This window comes from Methylobacterium oryzae (assembly GCF_021398735.1).
Lineage (GTDB): Bacteria > Pseudomonadota > Alphaproteobacteria > Rhizobiales > Beijerinckiaceae > Methylobacterium.
Map to the genome: position 1 here is coordinate 3,142,876 of NZ_CP090349.1, position 23,949 is coordinate 3,166,824.

A 23,949-nucleotide genomic window follows, 5' to 3' on the forward strand; every position below is an offset into this window, starting at 1 on the left:
AGCGCATCCCTGGATTGCTTCGCTGCGCTCGCAAAGACGGGGTCTGCCGTCAGGCGACGCTGCCGTAGAGGTCGTAGGCCTCGGCCCGGTCGATCTTCACCGTGACGATGTCGCCGACCCGCACCGGGCGCCGGAACGCGGCGTGGACATTGCCGTCGATCTCCGGCGCGTCGGCCTTGGACCGGCCCCGTGCGACCCCGCCCTCGACGGAATCGACGATGATGGGCAGCCGCTTGCCGACCTTGGCCCGCTGCAGCCGGAGCGCGATGCCGTTCTGGGTCTCCATGAACCGGCGCTTGCGCTCGGCCTTCACCGCCGGGGGCACGAGGTCGCCCAGCGCGTTGGCGGTGGCGCCCGCCACCGGCTCGTACTCGAAGCAGCCGACCCGATCGAGCTTGGCCTCCTGCAGCCAGGCCAGCAGCTCCTCGAACTCGGCCTCGGTCTCGCCCGGGAAGCCGACGATGAAGGTCGAGCGGATCGCCAGCTCCGGGCAGATCTGCCGCCAGCTGCGGATCCGGTCGAGCTGGCGCTCCTGGTTGCCGGGGCGGCGCATGCGCTTGAGCACCGAGGGGCTCGCGTGCTGGAGCGGCATGTCGAGGTAGGGGAGCACCTTGCCCTCGGCCATCAGCGGGATGACCTCGTCCACGTGCGGGTAGGGGTAGACGTAGTGCAACCGCACCCAAGCGCCGAGCTCGCCGAGTTCCCGGGTCAGGTCGTAGAACTTCGCCCGGACCTGCCGGTCGCGCCACGGGCTCTCACTGTAGCGGATGTCGACGCCGTAGGCGCTGGTGTCCTGGCTGACGACCAGCAGCTCCTTCACGCCGGCCTTCACCAGCTTCTCGGCCTCGCGCAGCACGTCGGCGGCGGGGCGGCTGACGAGGTTCCCGCGCAAGCTCGGGATGATGCAGAAGCTGCAGCGGTTGCTGCACCCCTCCGAGATCTTCAGGTAGGCGTAGTGGCGCGGGGTGAGCTTGATCCCCTGCGGCGGCACGAGGTCGAGGAACGGGTCGTGGGCCGGCGGCACCGCCTCGTGGACGGCCGCCACCACCGACTCGTAGGCCTGGGGCCCGGTCACCGCCAGGAGGTCGGGGTACTTCTCGCGGATCTCCTCCGGCTGCGCGCCCATGCAGCCGGTGACGATGACGCGGCCGTTCTCCGCCATGGCCTCGCCGATGGCCGAGAGCGACTCCGCCTTGGCGGAATCGAGGAAGCCGCAGGTGTTGACGATCACCACGTCGGCGCCGTCGTGCCGCCGGGCCAGCTCGTAGCCCTCGGCGCGCAGATGGGTGAGGATCCGCTCGGAATCGACCAGCGCCTTCGGGCAGCCCAGCGAGACGAACGAGATTTTCGGGGCGGCGCCGGGAGCGGGGCCGCGGGGAGCGGGCGTGGCGGTCATGGCATTCGGGTCGGACAGTCCGGCGGGGCGATCGGCCGCCCGGCGCGCGGGACCAGGAATTCGGGGTCGCGCTCCTATACAGGCTCCCGCGCCTCCGCGCGAGGCCGGCCGCCGCAGGGGTGCCCGGCCCTGCGCGCGAGCCTGAGCCCGGGCGCGGATCCTATCGCTACGGCAGAGCTTTGCGGCCGGCTCCTCAGACCCCACATCAGGATTGGGCGGCGCGGCCCTGCGCCCCGGACACGGCCCGCCCGCGCGCGGCGGCGGGGCCTGCGTGGAACTGCCGCTTCCCCCGCGGCATCGCCTGTGCGACGGCAGCGGATGACGCACAGCCCGAGGATAACGGCCCCGAACCCGGTCATGTGGACCCGAGAGATCCCCTTCATCGATCCCGTCGCGGCGGCGGCCCGGCTGCGCGCCCTGCCCGGGCTCGCCTTCCTCGACAGCGCCATGCGGCACGACCCGCTGGGGCGGCACTCGATCGTGGCCGCCGACCCGTTCGCGCGGTTCCGCTACCGCGACGGGCGCGCGACCCTCGACGGGAGGCCGGTGGCGGGCGGCCCGATGGCCGCGCTCCGGGCCTGCCTCGAACCCTACCGGCTCGAGGCAGGCCCGGAGCCGTTCCCCGGCGGGGCGATCGGGTACCTCGCCTACGACCTCGGCGCGGCGCTGGAGCGGGTGGCGCCGCCCGCCCGGCGGGCGGGGCTCACCCACGACATCGCGCTGAACCTCTACGACACCGCGCTGGTCGTCGACCACGCCGCCGGCACGGGCCGGCTCGTCGCCACGGGTTTCCCCGAGACCGCGCCGGACGCGCGGCGGGCCCGCGCGGAGGCGCGGCTCGCCCGCTTCGCCGACCTGCTCGGCGGCGCGGAGCCGCCGGTCCCGGCCCCCGCCCGGACGGCCCAGCCGCTCGCGTGGCGCTCGAACTTCGACCGACAAAGCTATGAAGAAGCAGTCGAAAAGGTCCGCACCTACATCCGGGCCGGCGACATCTACCAGGCCAACATCGCCCAGCGCTTCGTCGCCGACCTGCCGGCCGGCTTCGACCCGTTCGCCCTCTACCGGCGGCTGCGCGAGACCAACCCGGCGACCTTCGGGGCCTACCTGGAACAGGAGGGCCTGACCGTCGCCTCGTCCTCGCCGGAGCGGTTCATCCGCCTCGACGGACGGCACGTGGAGACGCGCCCGATCAAGGGCACCGCCCGCCGCCTCGACGACCCGGCGGCCGACCGGGCGGCGGCCGAGGCGCTCCAGGCCAGCGTCAAGGAGCGGGCCGAGAACGTCATGATCGTCGACCTACTGCGCAACGACCTGTCGCGGGTCTGCCGGCCGGGCACCGTCGCCGTGCCGACCCTGTGCGGCCTGGAGACCTACGCCAACGTCCACCATCTGGTGTCGGTGGTGACCGGCGACCTCCGCGACGGGCTCGACGCCCTCGACCTCCTGGAAGGGACCTTCCCGGGCGGCTCGATCACGGGCGCGCCGAAGATCCGCGCCATGGACATCATCACCGAGATCGAGGGCGACGCGCGGGAACTCTACTGCGGCGCCATCGGCCGGATCGGCTTCGACGGGGCGCTCGACACGTCGATCGCGATCCGCACCGTGTTCATGGACGACCGGCAGGCGGTCCTGCAGGCCGGGGGCGGGGTGACGCTGCTGTCGGAGCCCGGCCCGGAATACGACGAGACCCTGGCCAAGGCCGCCCGCGTGTTCGAGGCCTTCGCATGATCCTCGTCCTCGACAATTACGACTCGTTCGTCTTCAACGTCGTCCGTTACCTGGAGGAGCTCGGCGAGACGGTCCGGGTCGTGCGCAACGACGCGCTGGACGTCCCCGGCATCCGGGCGCTGGAGCCGGAGGCCCTGGTGGTCTCGCCCGGGCCCTGCACCCCCGCGGAGGCCGGGATCTCCCTGCCGGCGATCCGCGACCTGTCGGGCGCGGTGCCGATCCTCGGCGTCTGCCTCGGCCATCAGGCGATCGGCGCGGCCTTCGGCGGCACGGTCGCGCGGGCACAGCGCCCCCTCCACGGGCAGATGACGCCGATCGCCCATACCGGCGAGCGCCTGTTTTCCGGAATCCCGGCGCCGATGCCGGTCGGGCGCTACCACTCGCTGGTCGTGAATCCCGGCCCCGACATGGAAAGATACCTCTCGGTCGACGCGGTCTCGCAGGAGGGGGAGGTGATGGCGCTGTCGCACCGGACCCACCCGACCTACGGCATCCAGTTCCACCCGGAATCGGTCCTGACCGAGGGCGGCCACGCCCTGTTCGCCAATTTCCTGGATCTCGCCCGCGCGTGGCGGGAGAGGCCGGAGGGGCGCCGCGATGCTGTGGCGTGACGGGGCGCTTCTGCCCGGAACCACGGCTCCGCTCGACCACACCGACCGCGGCCTGACGCTCGGCGACGGCCTGTTCGACACCGCACTGGCGCTCGGCGGCCGCGTCGCCTTCGAAGACGCCCATATCGCCCGGCTCGTGGCCTCCGCGGAGACGCTGGGGATCCCCGCCGAACCCGAGCGGATCCGTGCGGCCATGCGGGACCTCGCGGGTCAGGGGGAGCGGCTCGCGATCCGGACCACGCTGACGCGCGGCTCCGGCCCGCGCGGCCTGAGACCGCCGGACGCGCCGAACCCGACCCTGTTCGCCACCGCGGCCGCGAGCGCCAGGGCCGCGTCCTTCGCGCCCCTGCGCCTGTGGCCGACGGCCATCGCCCGCAACGACACCTCCCCCGCCGCCCGCCTGAAGACGCTGGGCTATCTCGACGCGGTGCTGGCCGCCCGCGAGGCCGCCGCCGCGGGGTTCGACGAGGCGCTGTTCCGCAACACCCGGGGCCGCGTCGCCTGCGCGGGCACCGGCAATCTCTTCGCCCTGTTCGGCGCCAATCTGGTGACGCCCCCGCTCGGGGACGGCGTGCTCGCCGGCATCGTGCGGGCGGAGGTGCTGGGTCTCGCCGCCGGATGCGGGCTGCGGGCCGAGGAACGGTCGCTCGGCCTGCCCGATCTCCTCGGCGCGGAGGCCGTGTTCCTGACCAACTCCCTGCGGCTCCTGGCCCCCGTGACGGCCATCGGCGACACGGCCTTCCCGAGCGCCGGCCCAGGCGCCGGCCATCCGGCGGTGACCCGCCTCGTGGCGGCCCTGCGCGCCCGCGTGGCGCAGGCCTGCGGCGTCACGGAGGACGCGGTCGCGTGACCGAGGCGTCAATCGAGACTTGGCGGCGCCGGCTGCGCTACGCGCTCGCGGCGATCTACGGGTTCATCGGCGTGGTCCACCTCGTGGCGACCGACGCGATGCTGCCGCTCATGCCCGACTGGGTGCCGCAGCCGCGGCTCGTCATCCTGGCGACCGGCCTGTGCGAGATCGCGGGCGCGGTCGGCCTCCTCACCGGGCGGTTCCGCCGGGCGGCCGCGCTCGGCCTCGCCCTCTACGCGGTCTGCGTCTACCCGGCGAACCTCAAGCACGCGTTCGAGCACGTCCACGTCGAGGGCATCCCGGATTCCTGGTGGTACCACGGGCCGCGGCTCGCGTTTCAGCCGGTCTTCGTCTGGGCGGCGCTCTGGGCCGGCGGCCTGATCGACTGGCCGTTCGGCGGCCGCTGCGGGTCCGGACAGGGCGCGACCGAGATCTCCGGTGATCCGGCACGGCCGCCGAAAGATCCGGATCCCGACGCGCCGGCAACCATCCGCGAACCTTGATCACAGGATCCCGGGATCCCCGGATCCCGGCAGGCTTTGATCCCAGGATCCTGGCCGATCGACCGGCCGGAAGCCGCCGCGCGGGCCGGAAGACCGGTCGGCCCGGCGGCGATACGGGCGGACGACATGCCGAAGCGCCGCGACCCGGGCCGATCGCCCCCGCCTCCGCCGGACGCGGTGCCGGAGACCGTGCCGGACCGCGACGCGGTGGAGCGCGCCCTGGAAACGGTCCTCGACCGCCTGCGCCCGAAGCCGGGCGGCGCGCCGCGGGGCAGCCGGAAGCCGCGCCCGGACGGGGCGGGCGGCTGAGCCCCGAAAGGTTCCTCCACAGGGCGAAGATATCGCCCGGATACGGCCGGCCGGACCGGAGTTCCCCGGAGGACGCCGCCGAACACGGCGCGTGGACCCCAGCGGAGACAGACCGAATGGCCAAGCAGAAGACGCTGCAGGACGCCTTCTACGAGACCTTGAAGGACGTCTACTACGCCGAGAAGCAGTCGGTGAAAGCCCTCAAGAAATCCGCCAAGGCGGCGGAGCACGACGAGCTGCGCCAAGCCTTCGAGACCCACGCCGAGGAGAGCGCCCAGCAGGTGGAGCGCCTGACGCAGGTCTTCGAGATCATCGGCAAGCCGACCCGGGCCAAGACCTGCGAGGCGATGCAGGGCATCGTCTCGGAGATGGAGGAGGACCTCGACGACTTCGCCGACAGCCCGGCCGCCGACGCGGTGCTGGCCGCCTGCGCCCAGGCGGTGGAGCACTACGAGATCGCCCGCTACGGCACCCTGAAGACCTGGGCGGCCCAGCTCGGCTACGCGGACGCCGCCCAGCTCCTGGACGAGACCCTGCAGGAGGAGAAGCGGACCGACGCGCTGCTCTCGAAGATCGCCGAGTCGATCAACGCCGCGGGCGAGCCCGGCGGGGCGGAGCCGGACGCGGAGCCGTCGAAGGGCCGGGGGAAGAAGGCCGCCTGACCGCGCACCGGCCGCGCGGGCGGGCCGGCGCCCCCGGGCGCCGGTTCGCCGCCGCCCCGCGGGGGCGTCAGTTCGCCGTCAGTTCGTCTTCTCGATGGCGCTCAGCGGCGTCCAGTAGCAGCGATCCTGCGTGTCCTTCAGGGCGAGGCAGCCGTAGCTCATCGTCCGGGACTCGAGCCGGACCTCCTCGCCGGGCTTGAACGACCGGCACTCGCCGCTGGCGAGGCTGCCCTGCAGCAGCTGGCCGAACCCGGACTCGTCGCCCGCCATGACCAGCTTGAACAGGCGGTCCGTGACCTCCTGGGTGTGGCACCCGAACCGCTCCTGGAGGATGGTCTCGGCCGCGGCCGGCCGGGACAGGGCGGCGGTGACGGCGAGGACGGCGAGGGCGGGCAGGGCGAAGCGCATGCGCGGAACATATCCGCGCGCCGCGACGTGTCGAGCCCTCGCCGCGCGGGGGCGCCGCGGAGGATCGCCGCGGGGATCGCCGCGGCGATCGCCGCGAAGGCAGCCGCGAAGGCAGCCGGCCCGGTCGGGCGGCGCGTCCGGGCGAGGGCCGATCCGCGCTACCCGGCGACGGGCCTGACCACGACGTCCTCGGCGTAGACGAGGGTTGCCATGACACCGGACCGGATCCGATCGAAGACCGCGTCGAGATCCCCCACGCTCTGCATCAGCACGGCGCACGAGAGGGCGACGATCTGCGGGGTGCACTCCGTCCCTTCGGCGAGGAACTCGCGGATCGCGTCGACGAGGGACGCGGTGGCGTCCGCCTCCGCGGAGACGTCGAGGACGTGCAGGCAATCCTGCCGCAGGGACACGAGATCGCCGTCCACGACCGAGACCCATTGCCGGTCGTGATCGTAGATGAGCCAGCGCACCGACCCCGCCGCCACGGGGGCCAGTCCCGCGAGGTAGCGCCGAGCGGCCGCGTCGTCGAACATGGCACGGGTTTAACGCCCGCCCGCCGGAACGCCAACGCGTCGGATCACCGTTTCGGAGCCCGACGGATCCGCCGCGACGAGCCGGCATCTCGGGCCGCGAGCGGGCAGGGCGGGGCGGCCTGACAGCGCCGCTACGCCTGTCCCGCCGCCTCGTCGCGCTTGGCCGCCTGCCACGCCGCCTCCATGGCGGCGAGGTCGGAGCGGCCGAGGGCGCCCCCGGACGCCGCGAGATGCCGCGCCATGGCGGCGAAGCGCCGCTCGAACTTGGCGGTGCCGTCGCGCAGGGCGGTCTCCGGGTCGATCCCGGCGTGCCGCGCGAGGTTCGCCACCGAGAACAGGAGGTCGCCGATCTCCTCGGACAGGGCCTCCGGGTCGCCCGCCGCCAGGGCCTCGGCGACCTCGTCGGTCTCCTCGCGGACCTTGTCGACGACCTGGGCGGCGTCGTCCCAGTCGAAGCCGTAGGCGGCCGCCCGCCGGGAGATCTTCTCCGCCCGGGCGAGGGCCGGCAGCGCCCGCGCGACGCCGCCGAGGGGGTCGGGCGCCGGGTCCGGCGCGAGCCCCGCGTCCCGCCGCTCCGCCTGCCGGGCCGCCCGCTCCTGCGCCTTGATCGCCGCCCACTGGGCCTCGACCGCCGCGGGGTCGCGCAGGGGCGAGCCGGCGGGCAGGGGCGCGCCGTCCGGGGTGAAGACGTGGGGGTGGCGCCGGACCAGCTTGTCGCCGATGGCGCGGGCCACGTCGTCGAACGCGAAGGCGCTCCGCTCCTCGGCCATGCGGGCGTGGAACACCACCTGGAGCAGCAGGTCGCCGAGCTCGTCGCGCAGGTCGCCGAGGTCCCCCCGCGCCACCGCGTCGGCGACCTCGTAGGCCTCCTCGATCGTGTAGGGCACGATGGTGGCGAAGCTCTGCGCCACGTCCCAGGGGCAGCCGGCGACGGGATCGCGCAGGGTCGCCATCAGGCGCAGGAGCCGGCCCAGGGGCGCCTCCGCGGCGGGATCGGCGTCCCGCCCCCCGCTCGCCCCGGACCGGCCCGCGTCGCGTGTCTCGCTCATGCGGACGGGGTTAGAGCATGGCGCGGCGCAGGGAAATGCGTCTCACGGATCGCCGGTCCTCAGCGTCGGTCCTCAGCGCCGGGCCTCAGCGCCGGGCCTCAGACCCGGCTCGGGTCGCGCTCGCGCACCTGCTCGGCCTGCAGGCCGTTCAGGTAGCCGGTGAGGCGGCCGCTGACCGCCGGGTCGGCGCACTGCACCCAGAGCGGCGCCGGGAGGGCGCGGACGGGCAGGCGCAGCAGGAAGGCCTCGGCCGAGAGGGCCGCCTCCCGCTCGGAGGCGGCGGCCAGGAGGCGCGCCCCCGCCTGCGTGCCGATCAGGATCGCGATCGTGCTCATGGCAGCTCTCCCGGCAGCTCGCTCGGCCGCGCTCTCGGCCTCTCCGGGCCGCGCCCGTGCGGGACAACGGCGCGCGGGCCGCGGGCGTTGCGCGGCGCGCCGATCCGCGCGGGTTCCGTCGGGGCCCTCAGCTCGTCGGCCGGACGCAGAGCGGCTCCCGGGCCAGCGCCAGGGTGAACGACCACAGGATCCGGCCGAAGGGAATCGGTCAGCACCGCCCCGGTCAGGAGCATGTTGGCGGCGGTCCGGCACAGGTCGCGGGCGCGGCGGATCGCCGCCTCCGCGTCGTCCGCCTCCAGGCGGTCGCTGGCGAAGGCGAGGCCGCAGCGGCCGTCCGCGTGCTCGAGGGTGCGTCGGAGGTGATAGGCCGGCATCGCTTGGACCACCGCGAGGCGAATCACCGGCCGCCCGCGGCGCGGGCGGGAGCCGGCTGGCCAAGCTAGCGGCCCGGCGCGGGCCCGCGACTGATCCAGATCAAGCCGACGCGCATCCGCTGCCGCCCGGTCACGTCCCGGTGTCGCAGGCTGTCGCAGGGTACGCCCGCCGCCGGCGGCCGCTGCGGGAGGTCCGCGCGAGGCCGTGCCGGGTCTTGTTCCAGCGCAGCGGCGCCCGGACCAGCTCGATCAGCGCCAGCCACGCGGCGAGGCTGACCAGCAGGAAGTAGACCGGCATCCACGGGACCGACCGGGCGAGGTCCCCCCAGCCGCGCCGGGCGCAGCCGACGAGGGCGGGCAGGACCAGGGCGGCGAGCCCCGTCCCGAACAGCGTGATGGCGAGCCCCGTGGAGAGGTTGTCCAGGAAGACGGGGGCGGCCGGGATGTCCCGGACCAGGAAGGACCACGCCGCCGCGGCGAGGCAGGCCGGGTAGGCGAGCGCCGAGACCACCGTCCCGGGGACCAGGGCGGCGGCGCAGAGCGTCTCCAGGCCGCCGAGCCTGCGGGCGTTGGCCAGCGGGTGCCGCCCGTGGGTGAGGCTCGTCTGGACCAGGCCCTTCAGCCAGCGGGTGCGCTGGCCGAGCCAGGGCCCGAGGCGGGCCGGCGCCTCCTCGAAGGTGGGGCTGGGAAGGTCGCCGACGGTGTAGCCCGCCAGCGCGAGGCGCAGGCCGAGATCCGCGTCTTCGGTGACGTTGTGGGCGTCCCAGCCGTGCAGAGCCCGCACCACGTCGGTGCGCAGGTGCATCGAGGTGCCGCCCAGCGGGACCGGCAGGCCGCAGCGGGCGAAGGCCGGGTTCAGCACGTCGAACAGCCCGGCATATTCGAGGGCGAAGGCACGGGCGAGGCGCGAATCGCCGGCATTGTCGATCACGAGCCGCCCCTGGAGGCAGGCGGTCCGCGCGGGCAGGCGCGCGAACAGGGCGGCCGCCAGCCGCAGTTGCCCGGGATCGGGCACGTCCTCGGCGTCGTAGACCGTGATCAGGGTGCCGCGAGCCAGCGGCAGCGCGGCGTTGAGCGCCCGCGGCTTGGTGCGCGGGCCGCCCGGCGGCACCGTGATCACCTCGAACCGGGCCGGGAGGGTGTCGCGGGGGAGGGCCGCGGCGGTCTCCGCGTCGTCCGCCTCGAGCAGCAGCTTGATGTCGAGCTTGGCGGCCGGATAGTCGAGGGCGGAGAGCGCCCTGAGCAGGTCCGGCACCACCGCCGCCTCGCGGTGGAGGGGGACGAGGATCGTGTAGACCGGCAGGTCGGCCTCGGCGAGGGGCACCACCGCCTCCGCGGCGACCGGAGCCGCGATGGCGAGGGCCGCGATCCGCAGGGTCGCCATGGCCAGGAACAGGACCTGCCCGGCCGTCATCACCGCGCGCGCCAGCGGGGCCGGCAGCGCCGCGCACAGGCAGAGCGCGGCGGTCCCGCCGAGGGCGAGGACCAGCAGCCAGCGGAAGGCCGGCTCGGGGGCGGCCGCCCACTCGGGGCCGTGCCGCCGCAGGTCGTGCGCCGCGTGATCCGCCACCTGCCCGGGCACGGACGCGAACACGGCCTCGCGCAGGCGGGTAGGGCTGGTGATCGCCGGCACGGCGGCGTGGCCAGCGGCGCGGCCGGCGGCGTCGAGGAGGTCCGCGATCGCCCGCCCGCGGGGCGCCAGGACCCAGGGCGCCACCGCGCCGGGCGCCAGCGGCGCGAGGCCGGCCACGAGGCTGTCGGGGAAGCGCAGGCCCAGGCCGAACGGGATCGGGCCGTCGAGGTAGGGGGCGCCGAGCGCCCGGGCCAGGGCCGCGTAGTAGGCCGATTCCGCGATCAGGCCGGCATTCATCAGCGCGGTCGCCGCGTCGGTCCCGGCCGCGGTCGCCGCGGCGGCGGCCCGGACCAGCAGCCGCGCGTCGACGCCCTCGTCCAGCAGGAAGGCGATCTCCGGCGGCAGGCCCTCCGGCCCCACGGGCGGGCGCTGGAACGACACGCCGCGCGCTCCCCCGGCGGCCCGAGGACGTGGTAGAGGAGGGGGGTGAGCCAGTCCCCGCCCCCGCGCTCCGACAGGAGCACCGCCCCGTCCCCGTCGTCAAGAGGCGATAGGACAACCATCCCATCCCGGATCGCGGCGGCCGCGGTCGCGGCGCTCCTCGCGGGGCCGGCCGCCGCCGCGGCGCCCCCGGCCGCGCCGGCCACGGGCGTCACCGCCACCCCCGCCGTCACGATCCCGGATTTCTGGAACCCGCGCAGCCGGGGCGAGCGCGTGGAGGCGCCGCAGACCGGCCGGGCGGTCCGCTTCCTCACGGACGACGAGTTCCCGCCGCTGCACTTCGCCGGCCCCGACGGCAACCCGACGGGCTTCGTGGTCGAGCTCGCCCGGGCGGTCTGCGAGAAGCTGACGATCACCTGCACGGTGCAGGCGCGCCGCTTCGACACCCTGCTCGACGCCCTCGACGGCAAGCAGGGCGACGTGGTCGCGGCCGCCATCCCGCTGACCGCGTCCCTGCGGTCGCGATTCCTGGCGACGCGGCCGTATTTCCGCTGGCCGGCGCGCTTCGCGGCCCGGGCCGACAAGGGCCTGCCGGTCCCCTCCGCGGCGGCGCTCGCCGGCCGCAGCGTCGGGGTCATCGCCGGCAGCGCCCACGCGGCCTACCTCAAGGCGTTCTTCCCGAAGGCCGTACCGAAGGACTTCACCGATCTCACGGCGGCCGAGAGCGCGCTCAAGCGCGGCGAGATCGACTACCTGTTCGCCGACGGCCTCAACCTCGCCCTGTTCGTCGGCGGCCAGGACGCGGAGAGTTGCTGCGCGCTCACCGGCGGCGACTACCTCGAGAACCGCTATTTCGGGGAGGGGATCGGCCTGATCACGCGCCAGGAGGACGCTGCCCTCTCCCGGGCGCTGGACGACGCGCTCCAGCGGGTCTGGGACGACGGCAAGTACACCGAGCTGTACCTGCGGTTCTTCCCCGTTAGCCCGTTCTGAGGGCTTTCGTCGCCACCAGGAATGGGGATCCTGCTGCCGGGCTTCGGTTGTCGGACGGCACGCGGACGGCACCGTGGCGGATCTGCTCGAGCAGGCGGTGGCGAAGGCGCGACCCGTCCCCGGACCTTCAGGACGAGAGCGCCCGGCTCATGCTGGCCTTCGCGGGGGACGAGGCCCCGGTTTACCGGTTCACCCCGGAGGAAGAGGCGGAGCTCGACGAATCCGGGGCCGCCGAGGCGCGCGGCGATCGCGCCACCGATGCGGAGATCCGCGCCATCTGGGCCAAGGTTCGGCGCCGAGAGCCTGTTCGACTCGGGACTTCCCCTCCTCGCCCTCATCCTGAGGTGCCGCGCAGCGGCCTCGAAGGAGAGCTCCAGCCAGCGCAGCGGTCACTGGAGGGCTCCTTCGAGGCCTCCGCTGCGCTGCGGCACCTCAGGATGAGGGCGAGATTCGGAGATCCGGGATTCGCGATTCGGCCTGGCACGCGCAGGAAGCCGAGCGGATCGGGCGTGCGTCTGCCAAGCCGAAACCGGCCCACGCTGTCATAGGCCGCACGCACAGGCCTCACGCGCGAGCCCGCGATGGAACCCCGCATTGCACCTCCGGGCGTTCCGCTCCGATGCGAACCGCTCTAGGGTGCGCGCTCCCCAACGCGTTCAGCCCTGAAGATCGTCTCCAACGACATGCCCGCCGCTCCCCCAGCCCTGACCCTCGACGCCGACGTGATCGAGGCCGCCGCCAACGCCGCCGCCTGGCCCTTCGAGGAGGCGCGCAAGCTCGTGGCGCGGCTGGAGAAATCCGGCAAGACCGAGGTGCTGTTCGAGACCGGCTACGGCCCGTCGGGCCTGCCGCATATCGGCACGTTCGGCGAGGTCGCCCGCACCTCCATGGTGCGCCACGCCTTCCGGGTGCTCACCCGCGACGCGGTGCCGACCCGGCTGATCGCCTTCTCGGACGACATGGACGGGCTGCGCAAGGTTCCCGACAACGTCCCGAACCGGGAGATGCTGGCCGCGCACCTCAACCAGCCGCTCACCCGCGTGCCGGACCCGTTCGGCACCCACGACAGCTTCGGCGCGCACAACAACGCCGAGTTGCGCCGCTTCCTCGACGCCTTCGGCTTCAGTTACGAGTTCCGCTCGGCGACCGAGTGCTACCGCGCGGGCGTGTTCGACGCGACGCTGCTGCGCGTGCTGGAGCGCTACGATTCCGTGATGGAGATCATGCTGCCGTCGCTGCGGGCCGAGCGCTCGGCGAGCTACTCGCCGTTCCTGCCGCTCCACCCGGTCACCGGCCACGTGATGCAGGTGCCGATCGACGAGGTGAGGGCGGAGAGCGGCACGATCGTGTGGCGCGATCCCGCCACGGGCGAGCGCTACGAGACTCCGGTGACCGGCGGCCACGCCAAGCTGCAATGGAAGCCCGACTGGGCGATGCGCTGGGTGGCGCTCGGCGTCGATTACGAGATGGCCGGCAAGGACCTGATCGATTCGGTCAAGCTCTCGGCCAAGATCGCCCGGGCGCTCGGCGGCGAGCCGCCGGAGGGCTTCAACTACGAGCTGTTCCTCGACGAGAAGGGCCAGAAGATCTCCAAGTCGAAGGGCAACGGCCTGACGATCGACGCGTGGCTCACCTACGGCACGCCGGAATCGCTCGCCCTGTTCATGTACAACAAGCCGCGCGAGGCCAAGCGCCTGTTCTTCGACGTGATCCCCCGGCACGTCGACGAGTATATCGGTTTCCTCGACCGCTACGCCGGCCAGGACGCGAAGCTGCGGCTGGGCAACCCGGTCTGGCACCTCCACGCCGGCAACCCGCCGGAGCCCGAGAAGGTCGAAGGCGCGAGCCTGACCCTCGCGATGCTGCTCAACCTCGCCGCGGTGGCCAACACCGAGGACCCGGCGGTGCTGTGGGGCTTCATCCGCCGCTACGCGCCGCAGACCGGGCCGGAGACCCATCCGGGCCTCGACCGGCTGGTGAAGCACGCCCTGAAGTTCTTCTCGGACTTCGTGCGGCCGGCCAAGACCTACCGGGCGCCGACGCCCGAGGAGCGGGCCGCCCTGGAGGACCTGTCGGAGACGCTCGGGGACCATGCCGGCTCGACCGACCCGGAGGCCCTGCAGGCGGCGGTCTACGAGGTCGGCCGGCGCCACTTCCCCGACACGTCCGGCAAGGCCAAGAGCCCGGACGGGCGGCCCGGCGTGTCGCAGGCGTGGTTCACGAGCCTCTACAACGTGCTGTTCGGCGAGGCGCGCGGACCCCGGTTCGGCTCCTTCGTGGCCCTCTACGGCGTCGACGAGACCCGGGGCCTGATCGCCTCGGCGCTGTCGGGGGCGCTGGTCGCCGAGCACGAAGCCTTCGCGGCCGGCAAGGCCGCCCCGGTCGCGTGAGGGCGCAATGATCGTCGACGATCTCGCCGCGCTGGAGGCGCTCTACAGCGCGCCCCTGGCACCCGCCTCGACGGTGAAGGTGGCGGCCGCGATCACGCCGGACTACGCGGCGCTGATCGCGGCCTCGCCCTTCGCGGTGCTGGCGACCGCCGGTCCCGAGGGGCTCGATTGCAGCCCGCGCGGGGACCGGCCGGGCTTCGTGCGGGTCGCCGACCCGCGCACGCTGATCCTGCCCGACCGGCGGGGCAACAACCGGATCGACTCGCTCCGCAACGTCGTGCGCGACCCGCGGGTAGCGCTGCTGTTCCTGATCCCGGGATCCGGCACGACGCTGCGGGTGAACGGCCGGGCGGTGATCTCGGCCGACCCGGACCTGCTCGCCTCGTTCCGGGTCGACGGCCACGCGCCGCGCACCGCCCTCGTGATCACCGTCGCGGAGGTGTACTTCCAGTGCGCCCGGGCGATCATCCGGGCCGGGCTGTGGGATCCGGAAGCCCGCGTCGACCCGGGAAGCCTGCCGACGCCGGGGGCGATCCTGGCGGCGCTGACCGCGGGCGAGGTCGGCGGCCAGCGCTACGACGCGGAATGGCCGGAGCGGGCGGCCAAGTCGATGTGGTGAGGGTGGCGTCCGCGACATCCCCGTCCTTGCGGGCGGAGCGGAGCGATCCGGTGTCGCGCCACCTTCGGGGATGTCGCGCCGCCCTGGGTCGCTTCGCTGCGCTCGCGATGACGGAGCGTCACCTCATCCCACCAGCGCGAGATCCCGCGTCTCGGTGTCGGGGATGACGTCGACCTCGACCTTGAGGCGCTGCTTGCCCGAGCCGCTGACGATGCCGTCGACCGGCGCCACGTCGCCGTAATCGCGGCCGCGGGCCACCACGATGTGGTCGTCCCGCACCGCGACGCCGTTGGTCGGGTCGAGGCCGAGCCAGCCGGTGCCGCACCAGACCGCCACCCAGGCGTGGCTCGCATCCGCCCCGCGCAGGCGCGGGCGGCCGGGTGGCGGCACCGTGCGCAGGTAGCCGCTGACATAGGCCGCGGGCAGGCCCATGCCGCGCAGGGCCGCGATCATCACGTGGGCGAAGTCCTGGCAGACCCCGGCCCGGAGCGCGAAGGAGTCGGCGAGCGGCGTCGAGACGGTGGTGGCCTTGGAATCGAAGCGGAAATCCCGGCCGATCCGCAGCATCAGGTCGTGGGCTGCCCCGTAGGCGCTGCGGCCCACGGCGAAGCTCGGGCGCGCGTAGTCGGTGATCGCGGGCAGCAGCGGCACCCGGCTGCTCGGGAACAGGAAATGCACCGGCGCCCGGCCGCCGAGGTCGCGCCCGGCGAGAACGGCGTCGCGGACCCGCTCCCAGGGCATCCCGGATTCGGGCGGCGGCGGGGCCGGGCGCTCGACCCGTACGGTGGAGAGCGCCTCGACGCTGAAGGTGGTGTGGGGCGTCTCCAGGGTGATCGCCACCGCGTCGATCCCGAGATAGTCGCGCCGCATCACCGCGCGGGCGGGGCTCGGGTCGATCGTGACCGCGCTCGCCAGCACGCTCTGGCCCTCGCAATCCTGCGGTTTGAGCCGCAGGGTGCAGCGGGCGAAGTGCACCGGCCGGCCGTAGCGGTAGGCGGTGCGGTGGCGCAGCGTGTAGATCATCCCGGCCACCGCCCATCGCGACGTCCGTCGCCTGCGGTCGCCGGCAAGCGCGAAGGCGCGCCGCAGCCCGTGCTGCGGATCGTCCTTGAGGCGGCAGCGTCAAGGACACACAGCATCAAGCCAGCCCCGTCAGCTTCTCGGGGCGCAGCGCGTTCGGCCCGGTGGGGAAATAGCGGGCCGCGATGCCGTCGGCGAGGCGCTCGAGGTCGGTCGCGAGCGCGGTCAGGCGCACGGCGTCGAAATCCGCGGCCTCGCCGCTGCGCAACTCCGCCAGGATCCGGGTCGCGAGGCGGCAATGGGGCTCGGGGATCCCGTCCGCGGCGAGCGCCGGCAGGTCGGCGAGGTGCCGGGTGATCGCCTCCGCCTGGAAGGCGATCGAGCGCGGGTTGTAGGGGTCGAGCAGCACCATGTCGCGCACGGGGTCGAGGGCCGCCCCCTGCAGGTAGCGCCGCCCGTAGCTGATCTGCGAATCGCACAGGGACAGCATCACCCCGAGGCAGCCGGGGGTCGCCTCGTCGTTGGCGAAGGCCAGCGCGAAGGCGCCGGTGTTGATCGCCCGCTCGATCCGCCGCCCGAGCTCGATGAAGTGCCAGCCCTCGGCGCGGCTCATGTTCTCGTGGGTGAGGCCGGCGAGCGCCGCGAGCTGGCTCAGGGCCCGCTCGGCCCGGCCCGCGAGCTGCGACTCGGTGAAGGCCCGCTCGGTGTTGAGGGACAGGAACTCGTTCAGGTCGGCGAGCACCCGCCACGCCTCGCCCGACAGGCGGGCGCGGAGCGCGGCGGCGTTGCGGCGGGCCGCGATGACGTGGGACCGGGCCGAGCCCGGCCGGTCGCGCCCGGCCAGCGCCTCCTGGGCGAGGCTGGCGGTCGGCAGGTCGGCGGCCGCGATGGCGCCCCACTCGTGCAGCAGCGCCCGGAGCGCCAGGGCCGCCGGCGTGTCGAGGGCGCCCGAGATGTCGGTCCCGACGGCGTCGCCGACGCTGCGCAGGTGGGCCAGCACCAGCCGGATCACCGCCTCGCCGCGCTCCAAGTAGCGGCCGAGCCAGAACAGGCCGTCGGCGGCCCGGGCGGGGAGGTGCCCGCCGACCCGCCGCACCCGCGGCGCCGCCTGCGTGCCGATCAGGGGCGCGGCGACCGGCTCCTCGGACAGGACCCAGACGTCGGCGGAGCGGATGCCGAGCCGCAGCTCGATCGGGTCGACGTCCTCGCGCTCCGAGACCCGGCAGAAGCCGCCGGGCATGACCTGCCAGCCGAGGGGCGTCCGCGCGGCGAAGACGCGGACCACGAAGGGGCGGGGCGTCAGGAACAGGCCGTCCGGGCCGCGCTCCCAGCCCGGCATCGTCGAGAGCGGCGCCGCCTCCTGGGCGACGTAGTCGAAGGGCCGGTCGCGCAGGGCCGCCACGACCCGCTCGCGCTCGGCTGCCAGGACCGGGCCCGCCAGGATCGCGTCGCGCCCCGCCCCGCGCTGGGGCGTGGCGGCCGGGCGCAGGGTCAGGCTGTCGAGGTTGGCCCGCGCGTGCGCCAGGCCCTCGAGGTCGCCGCACCACCACGTGCGCGGGTGGCCGAGCCGCAGGGGCTCGCCGAGGACGCGCCGGGCGATGCCGTCGAGATAGGGGGCGAGGGCAGCCGACTCGACGAGCCCCGCGCCCGGCATGTTGGCCATCACCAGGGAGCCGTTGCGCAGGGCGTCGAGGATGCCGGGCACGCCGAGGCGCGAGGCCGGGTTCAGCTCCAGGGGGTCGAGGAAGTCGGCGTCGATCCGCCGCCACAGGGCGTCGGCCCGCTTCAGGCCTGAGACGGTGCGCACGTGCAGGCGCCCGTCGCGCATGACGAGGTCGTCGCCCTCCACCAGCATCAGGCCGAGGTAGCGGGCGAGCGCCGCCTGCTCGACGTAGGTGCTGCTGTAGGGGCCGGAGGTCAGCAGGCAGATGCGCGGGTCGGCGCGCTCCGCCCCCAGCGCCAGCCCGTCGCGGAACGCCTGGAAGAAGGCCGGCAGGCGCTCGACGTGGAGGTCCTGGAAGAAGTCCGGGAAGGTCCGGGCCAGGACCATGCGGTTCTCCAGCGCCCAGCCGAGGCCCGAGGGCGCCTGGGTCCGGTCGGCGAGCACCTGCCAGCGCCCGTCCGGTCCCCGGCCGAGATCGGCCGCGTAGAGCTTGAGGTAGTGGCCGCCGGGGGGCGCGACCCCGTGGAGCGGGTGCAGGAACTCGGGCGTGCCGGCCACGATCGCGGCGGGGAGGAGCCCCTCGGCGACCAGCCGGCCCTCGCCGTAGGCGTCGGCGAGGATCGCCTCCATCAGCTCCGCGCGCTGGACGATGCCGGCGCTGAGCGCCGCCCATTCCGGCCCCTCGATCACCAGGGGCAGGCAGCCCAGCGGCCAGGGGTGCTCGCGCTGGTCGCCGGCGATGCGGAACGAGATGCCCGCGTCCCGGATGTGCCGCTCCGCCGCGACGAACCGGGCCATGATCTCCGGCTCGGTGAGGCCGCCGAGACGGTCGAGCAGGCGCGGCCACGCCCCGCGGGGCGCGCCGTCGGCGCCCAGGAACTCGTCCGGCCGGCCGGGGGCGGGGCGGTAGCCCGCGCTCCAGCGGGCGACGCGCTCGCGCGCGCCCTCCGGCCGCTCGGCCCGGCCGCGGCTGCCCGCGAGCGCCGCCTCCATCACGGATCCCGGGTCATCGCGGCTCGCGGATCCACGCAGCGTGGACGACGACGCGGCCGCAGAGCGGAGCGCGGGTCCCTCTCCCGCACGGGAGCGGGGGCGGGGGCGGGGGCGCGTCGCGCTCTGTCGACCGCGCCGGTGTCCGCCCCGGATGTCCGAACATCGCGGGTCATTGCGGGGCCGGCGTCCGCAGGTCGAGGGTCAGCGGGAACTCGGCGCTCGATTCCGGGCGGGGCATCTCCAGCCGGCCGGGCGTGTGGCCGTTCGGCTGGAACCGGGCGAGGCGCCGCCCCTCCGCCTCGTAGGCGTTGACCGGGTGGGTCTCGTAGTTGCGCCCGCCCGGATGGGCGACGTGGTAGCGGCAGCCGCCGAGGGAGCGGCCGCTCCAGGCGTCGAGGATGTCGAAGGTCAGCGGCGAGTGCGCGGGGATCGTCGGATGCAGGGAGGAGGCCGGCTGCCACGCCTTGAAGCGCAGGCCTGCCACGGCCTCGCCGCCGCGGCCGGTGGAGGTCATGGGCAGGCGGCGGCCGTTGCAGGCGATGACGTGCCGCTCGGGCACGAAGCCCTCGACCCTGACCTGCAGCCGCTCGACCGAGCTGTCCACGAAGCGCACGGTGCCCCCGCTGGTCCCTTCCTCGCCCATCACGTGCCAGGGCTCCAGCGCCTGGCGGAGTTCCATCCGGACCCCGCCCTGCTCGACCGTGCCGAAGACCGGGAACCGGAACAGGGCCTGCGCCTCGAAGGCGACCGGATCGAAATCGTACCCCGCCGCCCGGAGATCCTCCAGCACCGCGAGGAAGTCGGACCAGAGGAAATGCGGCAGCATGAACCGATCGTGGAGGTTCGTGCCCCAGCGGACACAGCCGCCGGTCTGCGGCTCGCGCCACAGCCACGCCACGAGGGCGCGGAGCAGGAGCTGCTGCGCGAGGCTCATCCGCGCGTCCGGCGGCATCTCGAAGGCGCGGAACTCCAGGAGGCCGAGGCGCCCGGTCGGCCCGTCCGGCGAGTAGAGCTTGTCGATGCAGATCTCGGCCCGGTGGGTGTTGCCGGTGACGTCGACGAGGATGTTGCGGAAGATCCGGTCGACGAGCCAGCGCGGGATGTTGGGCGCGTCCGGGGCCGGCACCTGGGCCAGCGCGATCTCCAGCTCGTAGAGCCCGTCGTGGCGGGCCTCGTCCATGCGCGGCGCCTGGCTCGTGGGCCCGATATAGAGGCCCGAGAACAGGTACGAGAGCGCGGGGTGGCGCTGCCAGTAGAGCACGAGGCTCTTGAGCAGGTCGGGCCGGCGCAGGAACGGGGAATCGTCCGGCGTGACGCCGCCCATGACCACGTGGTTGCCGCCGCCGGTGCCGGTGTGGCGCCCGTCGGTCATGAACTTTTCCGCGCCGAGCCGGGTCTGGCGGGCCTCGGCGTAGAGGTCGGTGGTGATGGCGACCGCCTCCCGCCACGAGGCGGCCGGGTGGACGTTCACCTCGATCACGCCGGGATCGGGCGTCACCTTGATGACGCCGATCCGCGGGTCGTAGGGCGGCTCGTAGCCCTCGAGGTGGATCGGCAGCTTCAGCGCGGCGGCGGCCGCCTCCAGGTGGCCCGCGAGTTCCAGATACTCGTCGGCGCGCTGCACCGGCGGCATGAACACCCGCACCACCCCGTCCCGGGGCTCGAACGACAGGGCCGTGCGCACCGCCACGCCGGTGATGCCGGAGCCGTTGACCACAGCGGCGCCGGGATGGCCCTCGGGGTGCCCGTCGGGGAGGGCGGCGCGGGGCTCCAGCGGGTCCTGCGGCTGGTAATAGGGATAGTGCTCCGGCGGCACGTAGGGCAGCGACGACAGCGGCAGGCGGAAGCCCACGGGCGAGTCCCCCGGCACCAGGAAGGCGGCGCCGCGCCGGAAGTCCCACGTCTCCGAGATCCAGACGCGGTCGGCCTCGCCGCCCTTGCCGGTGGGCAGGCTCGCCAGCGGCAGGACGTAGCCGGCCGCCTCCCCGAGGCCCCGCGCGTAGACCCGCCTGATCCGGGCGTCGAACTCCACCGAGCCCGACTTGGCGTCGGCCGGCGTGACGTTGACCGGCAGCGCCGCGGTCTTCCGCTCCCAGAGCTCCCCGTCCTCGAAGGCCGGGAAGACGTAGTCGGCGAGGCCGAGGCGGCGGGCCAGCGCGTCGGCGAGCGCCTCGGCCTGCGCGATGGTGGCGTGCCCCGCCTCCCCGGCGGCCACCTCCGGCGCGATCAGGTCCGGGTCGCGCCAGATCGGCTTGCCGTCCTTGCGCCAGTAGAGCGCGAAGGCCCAGCGGGGCAGGCTCTCGCCGGGATACCACTTGCCCTGACCGTAATGGAGCAGCCCCCCCGGGCCGAACCGGTCGCGCAGGCGCCGGATCAGTTGGTCGGCGAGCCCGCGCTTGGTCGGGCCGACGGCCGCGATGTTCCACTCGGGCGATTCGAAATCGTCCACCGACACGAAGGTCGGCTCGCCGCCCATGGTCAGCCGCACGTCCTGCGCGGCGAGGTCGGCGTCGACCCGCTCGCCCAGCGCGTCCATGGCGGCCCAGACGTCCTCCGAGAACGGCTTGGTGATCCGCGGCGTCTCGGCGACGCGGGTGATCGTCATCGCGAAGTCGAAGGTGGTCTCGGCCGGCTCCATCGCCCCCGAGATCGGCGCGGCGGAGTGGTAGTGCGGCGTCGCGGCGAGCGGGATGTGGCCCTCGCCGGTGAGCAGGCCCGAAGTCGCGTCCATGCCGACCCAGCCGGCGCCCGGCAGGTAGACCTCGGCCCAGGCGTGCAGGTCGGTGAAGTCCGCCGACGCGCCGGTCGGCCCGTCGACCGCGGTCGTGTCGGGCACGAGCTGGATCAGGTAGCCGGAGACGAACCGGGCGGCGAGGCCGATCCGGCGCAGCACCTGCACGAGCAGCCACGCCGAGTCGCGGCAGGAGCCGCTCTTCAGCCGCAGGGTCTCGGCGGGGGTCTGCACGCCCGGCTCCATGCGGACGCCGTAGGCAGTCTCCCGGGCGATCAGGCCGTTCAGCGCCACCAGGAACTGGACCGTGCTGGTCTCCTCCGGGAGACGGGCCAGCAGCGCCTCCATCTCGGGACAATCCGCGTCGACGGGCGTGAGATACGGGGCCAGCTCCCCGGCGAGGGCGGGGTCGTACGCGAAGGGCCGGACCTGAGCGTAGTCCTCCACGAAGAAGTCGAACGGGTTGATCACCGCCATGTCGGCCGTGAGGTCGACCTCGATCCTCAGCTCGTCGGTCTTCTCGGGGAAGACCAAGCGGGCGAGCCAGTTGCCGCTCGGATCCTGTTGCCAGTTCAGGAAGTGGTTGGCGGGCGTCACCGTGAGCGCGTAGGCCGGGACCTTGGTACGGGCGTGGGGGGCCGGGCGCAGGCGGATCACCTGGGGCCCCAGGCTGATCGGCCGGTCGTAGCGGTAATGCGTGACGTGGTGCAGGGCGGCTCTGATCGACACGATGGCTCCGTCGAAAGGATCGAACGCGGTCGCGCTGCCGGTCCCTGGCGCCGGCGCCCACCGCACGGTTATGCGACACGGATCGCGCAACAAGCAATTTCCGTGCGTCGCCCGGCCGTCCGGGCCGCTGGCAGGAACTTTGCCGCCCGGCCCCGCTTGACCGGCAGGTGGGCCGGCCGCCGGCCCGGGACCGCGCGATGAAGATCTTCCAGTGCCAGGCCTGCGACCAGCCGGTCACCTTCGAGGCGACCGCCTGCGAGAGCTGCGCGCGGCCGCTGGGCTACGCCTGCGCGGTCCACGAGGTCTCGGCGCTGGAGCCGCAGGGGCTCTCGGCCCACCCGCTGATGGGCGGCGCGCAGATCTTCCACGCCTACGCGGATCCCGGCCGGCGCTACCGGCTGTGCAACAACGCCCTCGCGCAGGCCTGCAACTGGCTGGTGCCGGAGGACAGCCCCGACATCTACTGCACCGCCTGCCGCCACAACCGCGTGGTGCCGGACCTGTCGCAGCCCTGGAACCTCGCCCGCTGGCGCCAGATCGAGGCGGCCAAGCACCGGCTGTTCTACTCGCTGCTGCGCCTGGAACTGCCGCTCGCCACCCGCGCCCAGTACACGGACGGGCTGGCCTTCGACTTCCTGGTCGACCCGTCCGAGAGCGTCTCCGGCGGGCCGCCGGTGCTGACGGGCCACATCAACGGCCTGATCACCATGAACATCGCCGAGGCCGACGACGTCGAGCGGGAGCGCCGCCGGATCCTGTTCGGCGAGCATTACCGCACGCTGCTCGGCCATTTCCGGCACGAGATCGGGCATTACTTCTGGTACCTGCTGGTGCTGAACAGCCCCGACTGGGACGCCTTCCGGGCGCTGTTCGGCGACGAGCGCCGCGACTACGTCCAGGCGCTGCAGGACCACTACGCGAGGGGCGCCCCCGCCGACTGGGACGAGGCCTACGTCTCGGCCTACGCCACGGCCCATCCGTGGGAGGATTTCGCCGAGACCTTCGCGCACTACCTGCACATCGTCGACACGGTGGAGACCGCCTCGACCTTCGAGCTGCACGTGCGCCCGCGCCTGCGCCAGCGGGGGCCTTCCGGGCCGCAGGCGCCGACCGTGATCGACTTCGACCCGTACAACACGGCCGACCTCGACCGGCTGATCGCCGCGTGGCTGCCGCTCACCTACGCGATCAACTCGCTGTCCCACAGCATGGGCCAGCCGGCGCTCTACCCGTTCAAGCTGACGCCCGCGGTGATCGCCAAGCTCGCCTTCGTGCACGAGCGGGTCTACGCCTCCCGCACCGGCACCCTGCCGGATGCCGGCGCGGCGGGCGCCGAGATGCTCCGCGCGGTGATCCTGGGCCTGCGCCAGAAGGTGGCGGCGCCGACGGCGTGAGGGTGTCGGTCGCGGCAGACACAACGTCTCTGCGAGCGTCTCCGCGAGCGGCGCGAGGCGATGACGGTCGGAGGGGCGCCTCACGCCCCCCCGTGCCGCTCCGCGAAGGCGCGGAACGCCGCGAGCGTCTCGGCGCTGACGTGGTGCTCGATCCCCTCCGCGTCCCGCCGCGCGGTCTCGGGGCTCACCCCCAGCGCGCACAGGAAGCGCTCGACGATGCGGTGGCGCTCCCGGGCCTGGGCGGCGAGCCGGCGGCCGGCCTCGGTCAGGAACACGCCGCGATAGGGCCGCTGCTGGACGAACCCGTCCTCGCACAGGCGCTTCAGCATCTTGGCGACGGTCGGCTGCGCCACGCCGAGCCGGGCCGCGATGTCCACCTGCCGCGCCTCGCCGCCGTCGCCGATCAGGTCGTCGATCAGCTCGACGTAATCCTCCACGAGTTCCGAGCGCCGGGCCTCGCGGGCCTGGCGGAAGCTCTCCACGTGGCGCTCGGGATCGACCAGCGCGGTCTCGGGCGAGCCCGGCTCGGACGGTTCCTGCATCGGCTCTCCCCCACCGCGGTCCGCGCGGGCCGCCCCGACCCCTGTCTAGCAAACACCGCCACCTCGAGGGGAGTCCCGCGGGGCCGATACCGGCGGC

General features: G+C 74.0%; 21 protein-coding genes. 10 read left to right on the top strand and 11 right to left on the bottom strand.

The genetic code is table 11. The annotated features are described in order from the left end of the window. Positions 1 to 49 precede the first annotated feature (49 nt). Complete coding sequence (rimO, locus tag LXM90_RS15080) at positions 50 to 1,396, bottom strand: 30S ribosomal protein S12 methylthiotransferase RimO (RefSeq protein WP_020093294.1); 1,347 nt, start codon at positions 1,394 to 1,396, stop codon at positions 50 to 52. 357 nt (positions 1,397 to 1,753) lie between these two features. Here rimO and pabB point away from each other — a divergent pair, with 357 nt between their 5' ends. The 6 genes from pabB to LXM90_RS15110 all read left to right on the top strand — a co-directional run bounded on the left by pabB (position 1,754) and on the right by LXM90_RS15110 (position 6,062). Continuing rightward, positions 1,754 to 3,127, top strand: a complete 1,374-nt coding sequence (pabB, locus tag LXM90_RS15085) for an aminodeoxychorismate synthase component I (RefSeq protein WP_020093295.1) — start codon at positions 1,754 to 1,756, stop codon at positions 3,125 to 3,127. Continuing rightward, a complete protein-coding gene (locus LXM90_RS15090) occupies positions 3,124 to 3,738 on the top strand; it encodes an anthranilate synthase component II (protein ID WP_020093296.1) in 615 nt (204 codons plus the stop codon). Before pabB ends, LXM90_RS15090 begins: the two co-directional genes overlap by 4 nt. Continuing rightward, positions 3,725 to 4,588, top strand: coding sequence for an aminotransferase class IV (locus LXM90_RS15095; RefSeq protein ID WP_020093297.1), 864 nt, complete (start codon positions 3,725 to 3,727; stop codon positions 4,586 to 4,588). Before LXM90_RS15090 ends, LXM90_RS15095 begins: the two co-directional genes overlap by 14 nt. 32 nt (positions 4,589 to 4,620) lie before the next feature. Then, positions 4,621 to 5,091, top strand: coding sequence for a DoxX family protein (locus LXM90_RS15100; protein WP_419149866.1), 471 nt, complete (start codon positions 4,621 to 4,623; stop codon positions 5,089 to 5,091). A 126-nt stretch (positions 5,092 to 5,217) separates the two neighbouring features. Next, positions 5,218 to 5,400: a hypothetical protein gene (locus tag LXM90_RS15105; RefSeq protein ID WP_026604943.1), complete on the top strand. Its 183-nt coding sequence runs from the start codon at positions 5,218 to 5,220 to the stop codon at positions 5,398 to 5,400. A 116-nt stretch (positions 5,401 to 5,516) separates the two neighbouring features. Beyond that, the gene (locus LXM90_RS15110) at positions 5,517 to 6,062 is read left to right on the top strand and encodes a ferritin-like domain-containing protein (RefSeq protein WP_020093300.1); all 546 of its coding nucleotides are present in this window, start codon (positions 5,517 to 5,519) and stop codon (positions 6,060 to 6,062) included. A 78-nt stretch (positions 6,063 to 6,140) separates the two neighbouring features. Here the strand turns inward: LXM90_RS15110 and LXM90_RS15115 are convergent, their stop codons facing one another. The 6 genes from LXM90_RS15115 to LXM90_RS15140 all read right to left on the bottom strand — a co-directional run bounded on the left by LXM90_RS15115 (position 6,141) and on the right by LXM90_RS15140 (position 10,778). Further along, a complete protein-coding gene (locus LXM90_RS15115; protein ID WP_020093301.1) occupies positions 6,141 to 6,470 on the bottom strand; it encodes a hypothetical protein in 330 nt (109 codons plus the stop codon). 158 nt (positions 6,471 to 6,628) lie between these two features. Then, positions 6,629 to 7,006, bottom strand: a complete 378-nt coding sequence (locus LXM90_RS15120) for a hypothetical protein (RefSeq protein WP_020093302.1) — start codon at positions 7,004 to 7,006, stop codon at positions 6,629 to 6,631. A 131-nt stretch (positions 7,007 to 7,137) separates the two neighbouring features. Next, positions 7,138 to 8,055: a nucleoside triphosphate pyrophosphohydrolase gene (gene mazG, locus LXM90_RS15125; protein WP_020093303.1), complete on the bottom strand. Its 918-nt coding sequence runs from the start codon at positions 8,053 to 8,055 to the stop codon at positions 7,138 to 7,140. 98 nt (positions 8,056 to 8,153) lie between these two features. Beyond that, a complete protein-coding gene (locus LXM90_RS15130; RefSeq protein ID WP_020093304.1) occupies positions 8,154 to 8,390 on the bottom strand; it encodes a hypothetical protein in 237 nt (78 codons plus the stop codon). Continuing rightward, positions 8,387 to 8,764 (bottom strand): hypothetical protein, encoded by a 378-nt coding sequence (locus LXM90_RS15135; protein ID WP_020093305.1) that lies wholly within the window; start codon positions 8,762 to 8,764, stop codon positions 8,387 to 8,389. Before LXM90_RS15135 ends, LXM90_RS15130 begins: the two co-directional genes overlap by 4 nt. A 130-nt stretch (positions 8,765 to 8,894) precedes the next feature. Then, entirely contained in the window at positions 8,895 to 10,778 is a 1,884-nt protein-coding gene (locus tag LXM90_RS15140) for a glycosyltransferase family 2 protein (protein ID WP_020093306.1), read from the bottom strand. A 45-nt stretch (positions 10,779 to 10,823) separates the two neighbouring features. On the opposite strand from LXM90_RS15140, the gene LXM90_RS15145 reads away from it, so the two are divergent. From LXM90_RS15145 to LXM90_RS15160, 3 genes are all read left to right on the top strand, one after another. After that, on the top strand, positions 10,824 to 11,771 hold the full coding sequence (locus LXM90_RS15145) for a transporter substrate-binding domain-containing protein (RefSeq protein ID WP_026604945.1): 948 nt from the start codon (positions 10,824 to 10,826) through the stop codon (positions 11,769 to 11,771). 683 nt (positions 11,772 to 12,454) lie between these two features. Further along, positions 12,455 to 14,161, top strand: a complete 1,707-nt coding sequence (locus LXM90_RS15155; RefSeq protein WP_020093308.1) for a lysine--tRNA ligase — start codon at positions 12,455 to 12,457, stop codon at positions 14,159 to 14,161. Between the two features lie 7 nt (positions 14,162 to 14,168). Next, a complete protein-coding gene (locus LXM90_RS15160; protein ID WP_020093309.1) occupies positions 14,169 to 14,780 on the top strand; it encodes a pyridoxamine 5'-phosphate oxidase family protein in 612 nt (203 codons plus the stop codon). A gap of 123 nt (positions 14,781 to 14,903) precedes the next feature. Here the strand turns inward: LXM90_RS15160 and LXM90_RS15165 are convergent, their stop codons facing one another. The 3 genes from LXM90_RS15165 to LXM90_RS15175 form a co-directional block, all read right to left on the bottom strand. Continuing rightward, positions 14,904 to 15,803 (bottom strand): transglutaminase family protein, encoded by a 900-nt coding sequence (locus LXM90_RS15165; protein WP_020093310.1) that lies wholly within the window; start codon positions 15,801 to 15,803, stop codon positions 14,904 to 14,906. A gap of 115 nt (positions 15,804 to 15,918) precedes the next feature. Next, positions 15,919 to 18,456 carry a circularly permuted type 2 ATP-grasp protein gene (locus LXM90_RS15170; RefSeq protein WP_020093311.1) on the bottom strand — a complete coding sequence of 846 codons (2,538 nt, stop codon included), beginning with the start codon at positions 18,454 to 18,456 and terminating at the stop codon, positions 15,919 to 15,921. Between the two features lie 169 nt (positions 18,457 to 18,625). After that, positions 18,626 to 21,916 (bottom strand): DUF2126 domain-containing protein, encoded by a 3,291-nt coding sequence (locus tag LXM90_RS15175; protein WP_026604946.1) that lies wholly within the window; start codon positions 21,914 to 21,916, stop codon positions 18,626 to 18,628. A 197-nt stretch (positions 21,917 to 22,113) separates the two neighbouring features. On the opposite strand from LXM90_RS15175, the gene LXM90_RS15180 reads away from it, so the two are divergent. After that, complete coding sequence (locus LXM90_RS15180; RefSeq protein WP_026604947.1) at positions 22,114 to 23,310, top strand: zinc-binding metallopeptidase family protein; 1,197 nt, start codon at positions 22,114 to 22,116, stop codon at positions 23,308 to 23,310. Between the two features lie 80 nt (positions 23,311 to 23,390). Here LXM90_RS15180 and mntR read toward each other — a convergent pair whose 3' ends face one another. Continuing rightward, a complete protein-coding gene (gene mntR, locus LXM90_RS15185; RefSeq protein ID WP_020093314.1) occupies positions 23,391 to 23,852 on the bottom strand; it encodes a manganese-binding transcriptional regulator MntR in 462 nt (153 codons plus the stop codon). Positions 23,853 to 23,949: the final 97 nt, after the last annotated feature.